The sequence below is a fragment of the Curtobacterium sp. YR515 genome (assembly GCF_900113095.1).
In the GTDB taxonomy this organism is placed as follows: domain Bacteria; phylum Actinomycetota; class Actinomycetes; order Actinomycetales; family Microbacteriaceae; genus Curtobacterium.
Genome location: NZ_FOOD01000002.1, coordinates 1 through 16,065, shown reverse-complemented (window position 1 = coordinate 16,065; position 16,065 = coordinate 1). Strand labels below are relative to the sequence as shown.

Below are 16,065 nucleotides of genomic sequence, written 5' to 3'. Positions count from 1 at the left end.
GACCGATCCCGCAACGACGCGGCTCCCCATCCATCCCACGGAAAGGCACCACCATGCCCAAGCAGAAGACCCACTCCGGGTCGAAGAAGCGCTTCAAGGTCACCGGCAGCGGCAAGATCATGAAGCAGCAGGCCGGTATGCGTCACAACCTCGAGGTCAAGAGCGCCAAGCGCAAGGCCCGCCTCAACGAGGACCAGGTCCTCGCCAAGGCTGACGCGAAGAACGTCAAGAAGCTCCTCGGCCACTGAGCCCCGCAGAACGTAAAGGAATAGATCAATGGCACGAGTAAAGAGAGCGGTCAACGCCGCCAAGAAGCGCCGCGTCATCCTCGAGCGCGCCGAGGGCTACCGCGGTCAGCGTTCGCGTCTGTACCGCAAGGCCAAGGAGCAGGTCACCCACTCCCTCGTCTACGCGTACCGCGACCGTCACGCGAAGAAGGGCGAGTTCCGTCGCCTCTGGATCCAGCGCATCAACGCCGCGTCGCGTGCGAACGGCCTGACCTACAACCGCCTCATCCAGGGCCTCGGCCTTGCCGGCGTCGAGGTCGACCGTCGCATCCTCGCGGACCTCGCGGTGAACAACCCCGAGACGTTCGCGGCGCTCGTCGAGACCGCCAAGAAGGCGCTCCCGGCCGACACCTCGGCCCCGAAGGCTGCGTAGTCAGTTCTTCTGCTCGCGAAACCCCCGCCGGTCCGGCGGGGGTTTCGTCGTTCCTAGACTTGTCCCGTGAGCGATCTCCTCGAGAACCCCAAGGCCGGCCGAGTCCGAGCCGTCGCAGCGCTGTCGAAGAAGGACGTGCGCGCTGACACGGGCCTGTTCCTGCTCGAAGGGCCGCAGGCGGTGCGCGAGGCGATCGAGTACCGCCCGGAGCTCCTCCGCGGGCTCTACGTGACCCCGACCGCGGCCGCGCGCTACGGTCTCGACGACGCGCCGGTCGACACGTGGTTCGTGACCGAACAGGTTCTCGACGCGATGGCGGACACCGTGACGCCGCAGGGCGTCGTCGCGGTGTGCCAGCAGTTCCCGACGTCGGTGAAGGACGTCTTCCCCGACGCCGGTGCCGCCCAGGAGGCGCGTGGCGGCCTGCCGGGGATCGTCGCGATCCTCGAAGAGGTGCGTGATCCGGGCAACGCCGGCACCATCATCCGTGCGGCCGACGCCGCCGGCGCCGACGCGGTGGTCCTCACCGGGCGCAGCGTCGACCCGTACAACCCGAAGGTCGTGCGGTCGACCACGGGCTCGCTCTTCCACGTGCCGGTGTCGGTCGGCGTGACGCTCGCCGACGCGGTGTCCCGTGCCCGGGGCCTCGGGTACACGATCCTGGCCGCCGACGTCTCGGGCGACGACCTGCCCGAGGTCCGCGCCGACGGCATGCTCGACGGTCCGACCGCGTGGGTGTTCGGCAACGAGGCACGTGGTCTCACCACCGAGGACCTCGCCCTCGTCGACCGCGCCGTGAAGGTGCCGATCTACGGCAAGGCGGAGTCGATGAACCTCGCGACCGCGGCGTCCGTCTGCCTGTACGAGTCGGCGTTCGCGCAGCGCACGGCTCGTCCCTCCACAGGCGACTGATCAGGGGACTCCTCCCCAGACCGTCCGGTACCGGACGGCGGTATCCCACGGGCCGGTAGGCTTGGGTCTCGTGTCAGAACCTCTCGAGATCAGCGAATCGGCCGTCGCCGACGCCGTGGACCGGGCCCTCGCGGCGGTCCGCGCCACGACGACCGTCGCCGAGCTGAAGCAGGCCAGGGCCGAGCACACCGGCGAACAGTCCGCGCTGGCGCGGATGAACGCGTCGATGCGCAGCGTGCCGAAGGAGCAGAAGGCGGCCGCGGGCAAGCTCGTCGGACAGGCCCGTGGGCAGGTGAACGCGGCGATCGCCGAGCAGGAGTCCGTGCTCGCCGAAGCCGAGGAACGTGCACGTCTCGACGCCGAGCGTGTCGACGTCACCGCGCTCCCGGTCCGCCGCGCGCCCGGCTCGCGGCACCCGCTGTCGCTCCTCAACGAGACCGTGGCCGACATCTTCGTCGGCATGGGGTGGGAAGTCGCGGAAGGCCCCGAGCTCGAGCACGAGTGGTTCAACTTCGACGCGTTGAACTTCGACCCGGACCACCCGGCCCGGGCGATGGCCGACACGATCTTCGTCGAGCCGGTCGAGCGCCACCTCGTCATGCGCACGCACACCTCCCCGGTGCAGGTGCGGTCGCTGCTCTCGCGCGACCTGCCGCTCTACGTCATCGCGCCGGGCCGGGTGTACCGCGCCGACGAGCTCGACGCCACGCACCTGCCGGTCTTCACTCAGGTCGAGGGCATCGCGATCGACAAGGGCCTGACGATGGCGCACCTGCGCGGCACGCTCGAGCACTTCGCGCGCCAGATGTTCGGGGCCGAGGCGCAGATCCGTCTCCGCCCGAACTACTTCCCGTTCACCGAACCCAGCGCCGAGATGGACGTCTGGCAGCCGAACGCCAAGGGCGGCGCTCGGTGGGTCGAGTGGGGCGGCTGCGGCATGGTCAACCCGAACGTCCTGCGCGCCGCCGGCATCGACCCGGCCGAGTACCAGGGCTTCGCGTTCGGCATGGGCATCGAGCGGACGCTGCAGTTCCGCAACGGCCTGAACGACATGCGTGACTTCCTCGAGGGCGACATCCGCTTCTCGCAGCAGTTCGGAACGGTGGTCTGATGCGCGTCCCACTCCGTTGGCTCGGCGAGTCCGTCGACCTCCCCGACGACGTCACCCTCGAGCACGTCCACGCGGCGCTCGTGTCGGTGGGCTTCGAGGAAGAGGACGTCCACACCTACGACCTCACGGGCCCGATCGTCGTCGGCCGCGTGCTCGAGCGCGAGCCCGAGCCGCAGAAGAACGGCAAGACGATCAACTGGTGCCAGGTGGACGTCGGCGAGCCCGAGCCCCGCGGCATCGTCTGCGGCGCGCACAACTTCGACGTCGGCGACCTCGTAGTCGTCACGCTCCCCGGCGCCGTCCTGCCCGGGCCGTTCCCGATCGCGGCACGCAAGACCTACGGGCACGTGTCCGACGGCATGATCGCCTCGGCACGCGAGCTCGGTCTCGGCGACGAGCACGACGGCATCCTCCGCTTCGCGGACCTCGGCATGGAGCCCGAGGTCGGCGCGGACGCCATCGCGCTCCTCGGTCTCGACGACGCCGCGGTGGAGATCAACGTGACCCCGGACCGCGGGTACGTGCTGAGCATGCGCGGCGTCGCTCGCGAGTACGCCCACGCCACCGGCGCGACCTTCCACGACCCGGTCGAGCGGGTCGCCCCCCGCAGCGCCGAGGGCTTCCCGGTCGTGATCGACGACCGGGCCCCGGTGCGCGGCCGGGTCGGCGCGCACACGTTCGTCACCCGTGTCGTCCGTGGCATCGACCCGACCGCGAAGACCCCGGCGTGGATGGTCTCGCGCCTCGCCCTCGCCGGTGTCCGGTCGATCTCGCTGCCCGTCGACATCACGAACTACGTCATGTTCGAGCTCGGTCAGCCGCTGCACGGGTACGACCTCCGGACGCTGCAGGGCGGGCTCGGTGTCCGTCGTGCTGCTGCCGGCGAGACCCTGACGACCCTCGACCACGTCGAGCGGACGCTCGACCCGGAAGACCTCGTCATCACCGACGACTCCGGTCCCGTCGGCCTCGCCGGCGTGATGGGCGGCGCCCGGACCGAGATCTCCGACGCGACGACCGACGTCCTGATCGAGGCGGCCGGCTTCGACCAGACCTCCATCGCCCGGACCGCGCGTCGGCACAAGCTCCCGAGCGAGGCGTCCCGACGCTTCGAGCGCGGCGTCGACCCGCTCGTGGCCGAGGCCGCTGCGAACCGTGCGGTCGAGCTCCTCGTCGAGCTCGCGGGCGGCACCGCGGACACCCTCGGCTCGACGCTCGTCGACACCGAGCCCCGTCCGACGGTCACGATGCGCATCGCCCGTCCGGCCGAGCTCGTCGGCGTCGACTACACCGACGCCGAGGTCATCGACACCCTGCGCGCGATCGGTGCGTCGGTCGACGTCGACGGGGACACGCTCGCCGTCGTGCCGCCGACCTGGCGCCCCGACCTCACCGACGACACCACCCTCGTCGAAGAGGTCGCGCGCATCGTCGGCTACGACCGCATCCCGAGCGTCCTCCCCGTCGCGCCGCCCGGCCGTGGGCTGACCGGTCACCAGCAGGCACGTCGTCGCGTCGCCGCTGCACTCGCCGCCGACGGCCTGGTCGAGGTCGTCACCGCACCCTTCGTGTCGCAGGCCACGCAGGACGCCTACCCGGGTATCGACGGTGCCGGCGGGCCGAGCGTGGTCCTCGCGAACGCCCTCGACAGCGAGCAGAGCCTCCTCCGTCGCAGTGGGGTGCCGGCACTCGTCGACGCCGCCCGCCGCAACGTGTCGCGCGGCCTCGTCGACGTCGCGCTCTACGAGACCTCGCGGGTGTTCCTGCCGGTCGCGGGCGAGACGCTCGGCACCGACACGGTCCCGGCCGGTGCCGTGCTCCCGGACCGCGACACCCTCACCGCGCTCGACGCGTCCCTGCCGCCGCAGCCGTTCCACGTGTCCGCGCTGCTCACCGGCAATCGGGTCGTGAAGCAGCCCGGCGTGCAGCCGGAGCCGTACGGCATCGCGGACGCACTCGACGTCGCGCGCGCCGTCGCGTGGGCGGTCGGGGTCGAGCTCACGGTGGCGCAGACGACGCACCCGTCCCTGCACCCGGGCCGTGCGGCATCGCTCCTCGTGGACGGAACCGTCGTCGGCGTCGCGGGTGAACTCCTGCCCGAGCTGACCGAGGCAGCGGTCCTGCCGCGCGTCGTCGCGGTCGTCGAACTCGACCTCGACGCCATGGTCCGGGCGGCACCCGAGCTGGTGTCGGTGGCACCGATCGTGTCCTACCCGGCGGCGACGCAGGACCTGTCCCTCGTGGTGGGTGCCGACGTACCGGCGGGTGACGTACTGGATGCGGTGCGCTCTGGTGCCGGAGAGCTGTTGGAGTATGCTCGCCTCGTGGATGACTACCGGGGCTCCGGCGTGGACGAGGGACAGAAGTCCCTGACGTTCGCGCTGCGCTTCCGTGCCACGGACCGCACGCTGACCGCTGCCGAGGCCACTGAGGCCCGTGACGGCGCCGTCCGACGTGCCGGCGAGCGATTCGGGGCGACCCTGCGCGACTGATCCCATCGGGACCAGCACCGCCCGGGGCCGCCGCCTCCGACTCTCTCGACGACCAGTCCGACCAAAGGTGGAATCCCATGTCCGTATCCGTCGCCGTGGCGGGAGCCTCCGGCTACGCGGGCGGTGAGCTCCTGCGCGTGCTCTCCGCCCATCCCGAGTTCGACGTCAGGACGGTGACGGCGTTCTCGAACGCCGGACAGCCGCTCATCGCGACGCAGCCGCACCTCCGCTCGCTGTCGCACCTGACCCTCGAGCCGACGACGGCGGACAACCTGCGCGGACACGACGTCGTGTTCCTCGCGCTGCCGCACGGCCAGTCCGGGGCGATCACCGCGGAGCTCGGCGACGACGCCCTCGTCGTGGACTGCGGCGCGGACCACCGGCTGACCGACCCGGCGGCGTGGGAAGCGTTCTACGGCGGCGACTACCACGGCGCATGGACCTACGGGCTGCCGGAGCTGCTGCACGCGGCGCCGACGCCCGGGTCGGCGGACGAGTGGCGTGACGTGGACGACATCCAGACGCAGAGCCGGCAGCGGGCGGCGCTCGTGGGGACGAAGCGGATCGCCGTCCCCGGGTGCAACGTGACCGCGGTCACGCTCGGCATCCAGCCGGGCATCCAGGCCGGGCTGATCGAGTCGGACGACCTCGTTGCCGTGCTGAGCGTCGGCCCGAGCGGTGCCGGCAAGAAGCTCGCGAACACCTACCTGGCGTCCGAGATCATGGGCTCCGCGAGCGCGTACGCGGTCGGCGGGAAGCACCGCCACGTCCCGGAGATCCAGCAGAACCTCGTGGTCGCCGGCGCGTCCGACGTGACGATCTCGTTCACGCCGGTCCTCGTCCCGATGTCCCGCGGCATCCTGGCGACGACGACCGCGAAGCTCGCGCCCGGTGTGAGCGCCCGTGACGTCCGGCTCGCCTGGGAGCAGGCCTACGCCGACGAGCCCTTCGTGCACCTCCTGCCCGAGGGCGAGTTCCCCCGGGTCGCCGACACCATCGGCGCGAACACCGCACTGATCGGGCTCGCGGTCGACGAGGCCGCCGGTCGCGTCGTCGCGGTGAGCGCCCTCGACAACCTGGCCAAGGGCACCGCCGGTGCCGCGGTCCAGTCGACGAACATCGCCCTGGGCTTCCCGGAGACCCTCGGCCTCAGCGTGGACGGAGTCGCACCGTGACCGACGCAAGCCAGCCCACCCACACCGATCCGGGCCTCCAGGGCGTCACCGCGGCAGCGGGCTTCCGCGCGGCCGGCGTGACCGCCGGTCTCAAGTCGAGCGGCAAGCCCGACGTGGCCCTCGTCGTCAACGACGGGCCGGACGCCGCAGTGGCCGCGGTCTTCACCAGCAACCGTGCCCAGGCGCACCCCGTGATCTGGTCGCGCCAGGCGGTCGGTGACGGCACCGCCCGAGCGGTCGTCCTGAACTCCGGCGGCGCGAACTGCTTCACCGGTCCGTTCGGCTTCCAGACCACCCACATGACCGCCGAAGCCGTGGGCGAGGCGCTCGGCATCGGCGCCGGCGACGTCGTCGTCTGCTCGACCGGCCTCATCGGGGTCGGCGACCAGACGTTCCGCGACAACGTCCTCAGGGGCGTCGACCTCGCGAGTGCGGCACTGTCGGCTGACGGTGGTCCGGACGCCGCGACCGCCATCATGACCACCGACACGAAGCCGAAGCAGTCGGTCGTGACCGAGGACGGCTGGACCGTCGGCGGCATGGCCAAGGGCGCGGGCATGCTCGCACCCGGGCTCGCGACGATGCTCGTCGTGATCACCACGGACGCCGTCGTCGGCTCGGACGAGCTCGACCAGGCGCTCCGGGCCGCCACCCGCGTCACCTTCGACCGGGTCGACTCGGACGGCTGCATGTCGACGAACGACACCGTGGTGCTGCTGTCCTCCGGCGCGAGCGGCGTCACGCCCGAGGTCGGTGACTTCCAAGAAGCCCTGACCGCGGTCTGCGCCGACCTCGCACGGCAGCTGCAGCAGGACGCCGAGGGCGCGAGCCACGACATCGCGATCCACGTCGTGAACGCCGCGACCGAGGACGACGCCGTCACGGTCGGCCGGAGCGTCGCCCGGAACAACCTGTTCAAGGCCGCGGTGTACGGCAACGACCCGAACTGGGGTCGGGTGCTCGCGGCGATCGGCACCACCGACGCCGAGTTCGACCCGTACGCCGTCGACGTCTCGATGAACGGGGTCCGTGTCTGCCACGCCGGCGCCCCGGACGAGCCGAGCGACCGCGTCGACCTGACGCCGCGCGACACCGACGTCCTCATCGACCTCGGCGTCGGACCGTTCTCGGCGACGATCCTGACGAACGACCTCACGCACGACTACGTCCACGAGAACAGCGCGTACTCCAGCTGATGGCCGACGACAGCATCCTCTCGAAGGAAGAAGAGCACGAGCTCGCGACCGTCAAGGCCGCGACCCTCATCGAGTCCCTGCCGTGGCTGAAGCGGTTCTCGGGCAAGATCGTCGTCGTCAAGTTCGGCGGCAACGCCATGGTGAACGAGGACCTCAAGCGCGCGTTCGCCGAGGACATGGTCTACCTCCGGTACGCCGGCCTCCACCCGGTGGTCGTGCACGGCGGCGGCCCGCAGATCTCGGCGGCGCTGAAGGAACAGGGCATCGCGTCCGAGTTCCGCGGCGGCTACCGCGTCACCACGACCGAGGCGATCACGGTCGTCCGCGACGTGCTCGCCGGCGAGGTCAACCGCGAGATCGTCGACCTGATGAACGAGCACGGCGAGGGCCTGGCGGTCGGCGTCTTCGGTGACGGCGGCTCGCTGTTCACCGGCGAGAAGAAGGGCGTCGTCGTCGACGGCGAGCCCTTCGACCTCGGGCACGTCGGCGACATCACGCACGTCGATCCCTCCGGTGTGCTCGCCGCGATCGAGGCCGGCCGCATCCCCGTGGTGTCGAGCATCGCCATCGACGACGCCCACCCGGACCAGGCGCTCAACGTGAACGCCGACGCCGCGGCGGGCGCACTCGCGATCGCCCTCAAGGCGTCGAAGCTCATGATGCTCACCGATGTCCCCGGCCTGTACCGCAACTGGCCGGACCGCGACTCGATCGTCGACCTCATCGCGGTCGAGGAACTCCGCGCCCTCCTGCCGTCGCTCGAGTCGGGCATGATCCCGAAGATGACCGCGTGCCTCGACGCCGTGGTCGGCGGGGTCGGCGGCGCGACGATCATCGACGGGCGGATCCCGCACTCGATCCTGCTCGAGGTGTTCACCCTGCGCGGCGCCGGCACCGAGGTGATCCCGGACCCGAGCCGACGCACCGAGAACCAGATGACCCACGCCGAGATCGGCCGACGCGTCGCAGCACCGTCGACGAGCAGCACCACCGGCCAACACGTGGCCAGCACGACCGAGAAGGGACAGCCGCAGTGAGCACCGAGACGCAGACCGAGACCTGGAACGACCGGTTCGGGGCGTCGCTCATGCGATCCCTGACCCCGCCGAAGATCATGCTCGAGCGCGGCGAGGGCTGCCGCGTCTGGGACGTCGACGGCAACGAGTACCTCGACTTCCTCGCCGGCATCGCCGTCAACTCGCTCGGCCACGCGCACCCCGCGCTGGTCGAGGCGATCAGTGACCAGGCCGCCAAGCTCGTGCACGTCTCGAACTACTTCGCGACCCCGCCGCAGCTCGAGCTCGCCGAGCGCCTCAAGCGCATCACGGGCGCGGGTGAGGCCGGCCGCGTGTACTTCGGCAACTCCGGTGCCGAGGCCAACGAGGCCGCGTTCAAGCTCGCACGGCTGAACAAGGGCACCGACGGGCAGAAGACCCGCATCCTCGCGCTGAAGCAGGGCTTCCACGGCCGCACGATGGGCGCGCTGACGCTCACCGGCAAGCCCGCCCTGCAAGAGGACTTCCTGCCGATGGTCCCCGGGGTCGAGCACATCGACTCCACGGTCGCCGCGCTCGAGGAGTCGATCGACGACACCGTGGCCGCGCTCATCGTCGAACCGATCAAGGGCGAGGCCGGCGTGGTCGACCTGCCCGAGGGGTTCCTGCTCGCCGCTCGCCGCCTGACCGCGGAACACGGCGCGCTGCTGATCCTCGACGAGATCCAGACGGGCGTCGGTCGGACCGGCAACTGGTTCACCTACCAGGGCCACGGCTTCGAGCCGGACGCCATCACGATCGCGAAGGGCATCGCGGGCGGGTTCCCGATCGGCGCCCTCGTCACCTTCGGCTGGGCGTCCGAACTGTTCTCGGCCGGCCAGCACGGCTCGACGTTCGGTGGCAACCCGCTCGGCACCCGGGTGGCGAACGCCGTCCTCGCCGAGATCGAGCGCGCGGACCTCGTGTCCGGTGCGGTGACGAAGGGGGAGCGGATCCGTGCGGGCATCGCGAGCATCGGCTCGCCCCTCGTCGAAGAGGTCCGTGGCACCGGCCTCCTCATCGGGGTCGGTCTGACCGGCCCGGTCGCCGCCGCCGTCAACGCCGCCGCGCTCGAGCGCGGCCTGATCATCAACGCCCCGAACGAGTCGAGCCTGCGCATCGCGCCGCCGCTCGTCGTGTCCGACGCCGAGATCGACGAGTTCGTGTCGATCCTCAGCGAGAGCCTGGCCGCAGTCGCCGCCGAGCAGGGCACCACCACCCAGGAGACCTCCGCATGACCCGTCACTTCCTCCGCGACGACGACCTCAGCCAGGCGGAGCAGTCCGCGATCCTCGACCTCGCCGAGCAGATGAAGGCCGACCGGTGGGGTGCCAAGCCCCTCGCCGGACCGCAGAGCGTCGCCGTGATCTTCGACAAGTCGTCCACCCGCACCCGCGTGTCCTTCCACGTCGGCATCTCCGACCTCGGCGGCAGCCCGCTCATCATCTCGACGGCGAACAGCCAGCTGGGCGGCAAGGAGACGCCGTCCGACACCGCACGCGTCCTCGAGCGCATGGTGTCGGCGATCGTGTGGCGCACCTACGGCCAGGCCGGGCTCGAGGAGATGGCGGCGAACACCAGTGTCCCAGTCGTCAACGCCCTGTCGGACGACTTCCACCCGTGCCAGCTGCTCGCTGACCTGCTCACCATCCGCGAGCACCGCGGGACCCTGGCGGGGCAGACCGTGGCCTTCATCGGCGACGGCGCGAGCAACATGGCGCAGTCCTACCTGCTCGCCGGGGCCACCGCGGGCATGCACGTCCGCGTCGCGGCACCGGCCGAGTTCTCCCCGGCAGCCGAGGTCGTCACCGACGCCGAGCGTCGCGCTGCCGTGACCGGCGGTTCCGTGCTCGTCGTGACCGACCCGGTCGCCGCCGTCGCCGGAGCGGACGTCGTCGTGACCGACACCTGGGTGTCGATGGGCAAGGAGGGCGAGAAGCAGGCGCGGCTCGACACCTTCAACGGGTACCGCGTGGACGACGCGATGATGGCGCACGCCGCCGACGACGCCGTGTTCATGCACTGCCTGCCCGCCGACCGTGGGTTCGAGGTCACGGCCGAGGTCATCGACGGTCCGCGGAGCATCATCTGGGACGAGGCGGAGAACCGTCTCCACGCCCAGAAGGCGCTGCTCGCCTGGCTCCTCGCTGCGAACGCGACCGGCGCTCCCGCCGCGACCGGCGCTCCCACCGCGACCGGCGCTCCCGCCGCGACCGGCGCCCACGCGACGACCGGCGCCCCCGCGACCGCCTGACCCAGGGAGACCACCGTGGCAGACCGCGTCGTCCTCGCGTACTCCGGCGGACTCGACACGTCCGTCGGCATCGGCTGGCTGCGTGACGCCACCGGCAAGGACGTCGTCGCCCTCGCGGTCGACGTCGGCCAGGGCGGCGAGGACATGGCGGCGATCCGGCAGCGCGCGCTCGACTGCGGCGCCGTCGAGTCGATCGTCATCGACGCGAAGGACGAGTTCGCCGACGACTACCTCGTCCCCGCGCTGCAGGCCAACGCCCTGTACCAGAAGCGCTACCCGCTCGTCTCCGCGCTGAGCCGTCCCCTCATCGCGAAGCACCTGGCGCTCACGGCGAAGCAGCTCGGTGCCGACAGCGTGGCGCACGGGTGCACGGGCAAGGGCAACGACCAGGTCCGCTTCGAGGCGGCGGTCGCGGCCCTCGCCCCGGACCTGACGAGCGTCGCACCGGTGCGGGACCTCGCGCTCACCCGCGACCGAGCGATCGCCTACGCCCAGCAGCACGGGCTGCCGATCGAACAGTCGGAGCGCTCGCCCTGGTCGATCGACCAGAACGTGTGGGGTCGAGCGGTCGAGACCGGTCACCTCGAGGACCCGTGGAACGCCCCGGCGGAGGAGCTCTACGCCTACACGCAGGACCCGACCGTCCCGCGCGGTCCGGACGAGGTGACGATCACCTTCGAGCAGGGCGTGCCGGTCGCCATCGACGGACAGCGGTTCAGCGTGCTGCGCGTCGTCCAGGAGCTCAACGCACTCGCCGGCAAGCACGGTGTCGGTCGGATCGACGTGGTCGAGGACCGGCTCGTCGGCATCAAGTCGCGCGAGGTGTACGAGGCGCCGGCCGCCGTCGCCCTGATCGCCGCGCACGAGGAGCTCGAGAACCTGACCCTCGAACGCGACGTCAACCGGTACAAGCGGCAGGTCGAGTCGGACTGGGCCGACCTGGTCTACGACGGGCTGTGGTTCAGCGGCCTGAAGCGGAGCCTCGATGCCTTCATCGCCCACACCCAGCAGCACGTCTCCGGCGACGTCCGACTCCGGCTCCACGCGGGCCGAGCCGTCGTGACCGGACGCCGCTCCAGCCAGAGCCTCTACGACTTCGACCTGGCGACCTACGACACGGGCGACGCCTTCGACCAGTCGCACGCGAAGGGGTTCATCGACATCTGGTCGTTGCCGAGCAAGATCTCCGCCCGCCGCGACCTGGCCAACTGAGCGCCCAGGCACCCCGCCCCCAAAACCCACGACCGGACGACGAGAGAACCATGACCGACGCGAACCAGCCCGCCGCCAAGACCGACGCCACCAACACCGGCGCCCTCTGGGGTGGCCGCTTCGCGGACGGCCCGAGCGCCGAACTCGCCGCCCTCTCCCGATCGACCCACTTCGACTGGCAGCTCGCCCCCTACGACATCGCCGGCTCCCGCGCCCACGCCCGCGCCCTCAACACCGCCGGGTACCTGACGGCCGACGAGCTCGAGCGGATGCTCGCCGGCCTCGACCGCCTCGAGTCCGCGCACGCCGACGGCACGCTGCAGCCAGCCGACAGCGACGAGGACGTGCACGGCGCCCTCGAACGACTCCTCATCGCCGACCTCGGTCCCGAGCTCGGCGGGAAGCTGCGCGCCGGCCGGAGCCGCAACGACCAGATCGCGACGCTCGGTCGGATGCACATGCTCGACCACGGTCGCCGGATCGGGCACCTCGTCATCGACCTCGTCGACGCGATCTCCCAGCAGGCCAACGAGCACCCCGGCGCGATCATGCCGGGTCGCACGCACCTGCAGCACGCGCAGCCGGTCCTCCTCGCACACCACCTGCTCGCGCACGCGTGGCCCCTGGTCCGTGACCTCGAGCGGCTCCGCGACTGGGCGGACCGCGCGAGCGTGAGCCCGTACGGCGCCGGCGCCCTCGCGGGGAGCTCGCTCGGCCTCGACCCCTCGGCGATCGCCCACGAGCTCGGGTTCGCCCGCCCCGCGGACAACTCGATCGACGCCACGGCGGCTCGTGACGTGGTCGCCGAGTTCGCGTTCGTCCTCGCGCAGATCGGCATCGACGTCTCCCGCCTGGCGGAGGAGATCATCCTCTGGAACACGAAGGAGTTCGGCTTCGTCCGGCTGCACGACGCGTTCTCCACGGGGTCGAGCATCATGCCCCAGAAGAAGAACCCGGACATCGCCGAGCTCGCCCGGGGCAAGTCCGGACGGCTCATCGGCAACTTGACCGGCCTGCTCGCAACCCTCAAGGGCCTGCCGCTGGCGTACAACCGCGACCTGCAGGAGGACAAGGAGCCCGTCTTCGACTCGGTCGCCACCCTCGAGGTCCTGCTCCCCGCCGTCACCGGCATGGTCGCGACCCTCTCGTTCGACACCGACCGCATGGCCGAGCTCGCGCCGCAGGGATTCTCGCTCGCGACGGACGTCGCCGAGTGGCTCGTCCGCCAGGGGGTGCCGTTCCGTGACGCGCACGAGGTCTCCGGCGCGCTGGTCCGGTACTGCGAGGAGCGCGGGATCGAACTCGACGACCCCACCGACGACGAGTACCGGACGGTGTCCGAACACCTCACGCCCGAGGTCCGCGGCGTCCTCACCATCGAGGGCTCCGTCGCGTCGCGCGCCGGCATCGGCGGCACCGCGCCGGACCGCGTCGCCGAACAGCTCGCGTCGCTCACCCGTCGCGTCCACGACCTGGCGGAGGGCGTGCCCTCCACCCGATGACCGATCCCACGCTCGCGCTGCTGTCCGAACCGGCGCCGGTCTCGGCGCCGGCGTTGCTCGGTGCGACGATCGCGGGCAAGGGCGTGACCCTGCGCATCACCGAGGTCGAGGCATACTTCGGCCCCACCGACCCCGGCTCGCACGGCCACCGCGGTCCGACGCCGCGCAACCGTCACCTGTTCGGACCGCCCGGGACGCTCTACGCCTACCGCTCCTACGGCATCCACACGTGCGTCAACGTCGTCAGTGCGCCGGCGGGCACGTCGTCGGGATCGCTGTTGCGGGGCGGGCAGGTCGTGGAGGGCCTCGAGACCGCCCGTTCCCGCCGCGGCGGCTCCGTCACGGACGTCGCGCTCGCGCGCGGTCCCGGCAACCTCGGCGGCGCGCTCGGTGCGGTGCTCGGCGAGGACGACGGCAGCAGACTCCTCGACGGCTCCGGCCCGTACGTGCTGACGCTGGCTCCCGGCCTGGAGGCGCGGCTCGTCGCCGTCGGACCGACCCGCGTCGTCGAGGAACTCCTGTCCGAGACCGTGCCCGGTCCGGCGGCGACCGGTCCGGTCCCGCGGATCTCCCGAGGGCCGCGCACCGGCGTCGGCGGCATCGCCGGCGGCGCGCGCTTCCCCTGGCGCTTCTGGCTCACCGGTGACCCGACGGTGTCGGCGTACCGGCGGCACAAGGGTGCCCTCGATTGACGGAGCCGCGCCGCGCCTCCTGGACCGCGCGCGCCGCTACGATGGCTGGGTGTCCAGTGAATCCGCTCACGATGTCCTGACGCGCCAGCAGAACGACCCGACCTTCGCCTCGGTCTGGGACGAACTGCGCTGGCGTGATCTGGTGCACGTCTCCACCGACGAGACGGCACTCAAGGAGGCCCTCGACGGCGAGCCGATCACGTACTACTGCGGTTTCGACCCGACGGCGCCGTCCCTGCACTGCGGGAACCTGCTGCAGCTGCTCACGATGCGCCGGATCCAGCTCGCCGGGCACAAGCCGCTCGCACTGGTCGGTGGTTCCACCGGGTTGATCGGCGATCCGCGGCCGACAGCCGAACGGACGCTCAACACCCGCGAGACCGTGCAGGAGTGGGTCACGCGGTTGCAGGGCCAGGTGTCGCGGTTCCTCAGCCCCGACGGCGAGAACGGCGTGCGGCTGGTGAACAACCTCGACTGGACGGCACCGCTGTCCGCGATCGACTTCCTTCGCGACATCGGCAAGTACTTCCGCGTGAACTCGATGCTCAAGAAGGACGCCGTCGCCGCGCGCCTGAACTCCGACTCGGGCATCAGCTACACCGAGTTCAGCTACCAGATCCTGCAGGGACTCGACTACCGCGAGCTCTTCCGCCAGTACGGGTGCACCCTGCAGACGGGCGGCTCGGACCAGTGGGGCAACCTGACCTCGGGGACGGAACTCATCCGTCGTGCCGAGGGGGCGACGGTACACGCGCTGGGGACGCCCCTCATCACGAACTCCGACGGCACGAAGTTCGGCAAGAGCGAGGGCAACGCGATCTGGCTCGACCCGGACATGACCTCGCCGTACGCGTTCTACCAGTTCTGGCTCAACACGACGGACGCCGACGTGATCGCCCGGCTCCGCCAGTTCACGTTCCTGTCACGCGCCGAGATCGAGCGGCTCGAGCAGGCCGTGGCCGACGAGCCGTTCCGGCGCGAGGCGCAACGGACCCTCGCGTTCGAGGTGACGGCGGTCGTGCACGGGGTCGCGGCGACGCAGGCGGCGATCGATGCCTCCGCGGCGTTGTTCGGCAACGGCGACCTGGGCGCGCTCGACGCCACCACCCTGCGGTCGGCGATCGCGGAGCTCCCGGGGTCGGTGGCGCTGCCCGGTGATGCGGACGTGGCCCGAGCGCTCGTCGACACCGAGTTGGTGAAGTCCCTCGGCGAGGCCCGTCGCGCCATCGACCAGGGTGGTGTGTACGTGAACAACACTCGCGCCGAGGACCCGACCGCGCCGCTGTCCGACCTCGCCCTGCCCGGGGGAGTGCTCGTGCTCCGTCGTGGCAAGAAGACCCTGGCCGGCGTGACGCTCTCCTGATCGCCGCCGCTCGTCGATGCCCGGTTCCCCTGGTGGGAGCCGGGCATCGCTGCGTCCGGGCCGCACGTGTTGCACAACGCGACACGCCCGGGATGTGGCCCGTCTTGGCGCACCCGCTGAACGCTGCGTATAGTTCTTACTCGTCACCCCAAAGGTGCGGCGGAGCGGCTGGAGCGAAAGCCCAGAGCACGCCGGCCCTCAAGCGGGACCATCCTCCACTGAAGTTCAGATCTGGCCTTGCGCTGGATCGCTTCGACGCCTAGGATGACTACTCCACCGGTTCTCTCCTACGGGATGAGCCACTGGGCCTCAGGGTCCGACGACACATCGGTGGTCAAACCAAGAACGAAAGCCTCTCTGGCGGAACCTCTTTCGGGGTCGAGTGGGGAGTGCGTCTGGTCCTTGAGAACTCAACAGCGTGCACATTGTCAATGCCAATTTATTGACCCCGTGACTCATCAG

Annotated in this window: 14 protein-coding genes; all 14 read left to right on the top strand. The window is 71.0% G+C overall.

Going from position 1 to position 16,065, the window contains the following annotated elements:
* Window positions 1–53 precede the first annotated feature (53 nt).
* The gene (rpmI, locus tag BM028_RS04805) at window positions 54–248 is read left to right on the top strand and encodes a 50S ribosomal protein L35 (RefSeq protein WP_022903519.1); all 195 of its coding nucleotides are present in this window, start codon (window positions 54–56) and stop codon (window positions 246–248) included.
* Window positions 249–276: 28 nt separating this feature from the next.
* Window positions 277–660: a 50S ribosomal protein L20 gene (gene rplT, locus BM028_RS04800; RefSeq protein WP_022908516.1), complete on the top strand. Its 384-nt coding sequence runs from the start codon at window positions 277–279 to the stop codon at window positions 658–660.
* A 66-nt stretch (window positions 661–726) separates the two neighbouring features.
* Complete coding sequence (locus BM028_RS04795; RefSeq protein ID WP_092385025.1) at window positions 727–1,572, top strand: TrmH family RNA methyltransferase; 846 nt, start codon at window positions 727–729, stop codon at window positions 1,570–1,572.
* Window positions 1,573–1,642: 70 nt separating this feature from the next.
* Window positions 1,643–2,683, top strand: coding sequence for a phenylalanine--tRNA ligase subunit alpha (gene pheS / locus BM028_RS04790; RefSeq protein ID WP_070419380.1), 1,041 nt, complete (start codon window positions 1,643–1,645; stop codon window positions 2,681–2,683).
* Window positions 2,683–5,175 (top strand): phenylalanine--tRNA ligase subunit beta, encoded by a 2,493-nt coding sequence (gene pheT / locus BM028_RS04785; RefSeq protein ID WP_092385023.1) that lies wholly within the window; start codon window positions 2,683–2,685, stop codon window positions 5,173–5,175. Before pheS ends, pheT begins: the two co-directional genes overlap by 1 nt.
* 77 nt (window positions 5,176–5,252) lie before the next feature.
* The gene (locus BM028_RS04780; protein WP_092385021.1) at window positions 5,253–6,350 is read left to right on the top strand and encodes an N-acetyl-gamma-glutamyl-phosphate reductase; all 1,098 of its coding nucleotides are present in this window, start codon (window positions 5,253–5,255) and stop codon (window positions 6,348–6,350) included.
* Window positions 6,347–7,546: a bifunctional glutamate N-acetyltransferase/amino-acid acetyltransferase ArgJ gene (gene argJ, locus BM028_RS04775; protein ID WP_092385019.1), complete on the top strand. Its 1,200-nt coding sequence runs from the start codon at window positions 6,347–6,349 to the stop codon at window positions 7,544–7,546. Before BM028_RS04780 ends, argJ begins: the two co-directional genes overlap by 4 nt.
* Complete coding sequence (gene argB, locus BM028_RS04770; RefSeq protein WP_092385017.1) at window positions 7,546–8,583, top strand: acetylglutamate kinase; 1,038 nt, start codon at window positions 7,546–7,548, stop codon at window positions 8,581–8,583. The genes argJ and argB overlap by 1 nt, the downstream gene beginning before the upstream one ends.
* Complete coding sequence (locus BM028_RS04765) at window positions 8,580–9,818, top strand: acetylornithine transaminase (protein ID WP_092385015.1); 1,239 nt, start codon at window positions 8,580–8,582, stop codon at window positions 9,816–9,818. Before argB ends, BM028_RS04765 begins: the two co-directional genes overlap by 4 nt.
* Entirely contained in the window at window positions 9,815–10,834 is a 1,020-nt protein-coding gene (gene argF / locus BM028_RS04760; protein ID WP_254789406.1) for an ornithine carbamoyltransferase, read from the top strand. Before BM028_RS04765 ends, argF begins: the two co-directional genes overlap by 4 nt.
* Before the next feature lie 15 nt (window positions 10,835–10,849).
* Complete coding sequence (locus BM028_RS04755; RefSeq protein ID WP_092385013.1) at window positions 10,850–12,046, top strand: argininosuccinate synthase; 1,197 nt, start codon at window positions 10,850–10,852, stop codon at window positions 12,044–12,046.
* Between the two features lie 50 nt (window positions 12,047–12,096).
* Window positions 12,097–13,548, top strand: a complete 1,452-nt coding sequence (gene argH / locus BM028_RS04750; RefSeq protein WP_092385011.1) for an argininosuccinate lyase — start codon at window positions 12,097–12,099, stop codon at window positions 13,546–13,548.
* Window positions 13,545–14,240 carry a DNA-3-methyladenine glycosylase gene (locus BM028_RS04745; protein WP_092385009.1) on the top strand — a complete coding sequence of 232 codons (696 nt, stop codon included), beginning with the start codon at window positions 13,545–13,547 and terminating at the stop codon, window positions 14,238–14,240. The genes argH and BM028_RS04745 overlap by 4 nt, the downstream gene beginning before the upstream one ends.
* Before the next feature lie 49 nt (window positions 14,241–14,289).
* On the top strand, window positions 14,290–15,603 hold the full coding sequence (gene tyrS, locus BM028_RS04740) for a tyrosine--tRNA ligase (RefSeq protein ID WP_092385007.1): 1,314 nt from the start codon (window positions 14,290–14,292) through the stop codon (window positions 15,601–15,603).
* The last annotated feature ends 462 nt before the right edge of the window (window positions 15,604–16,065 follow it).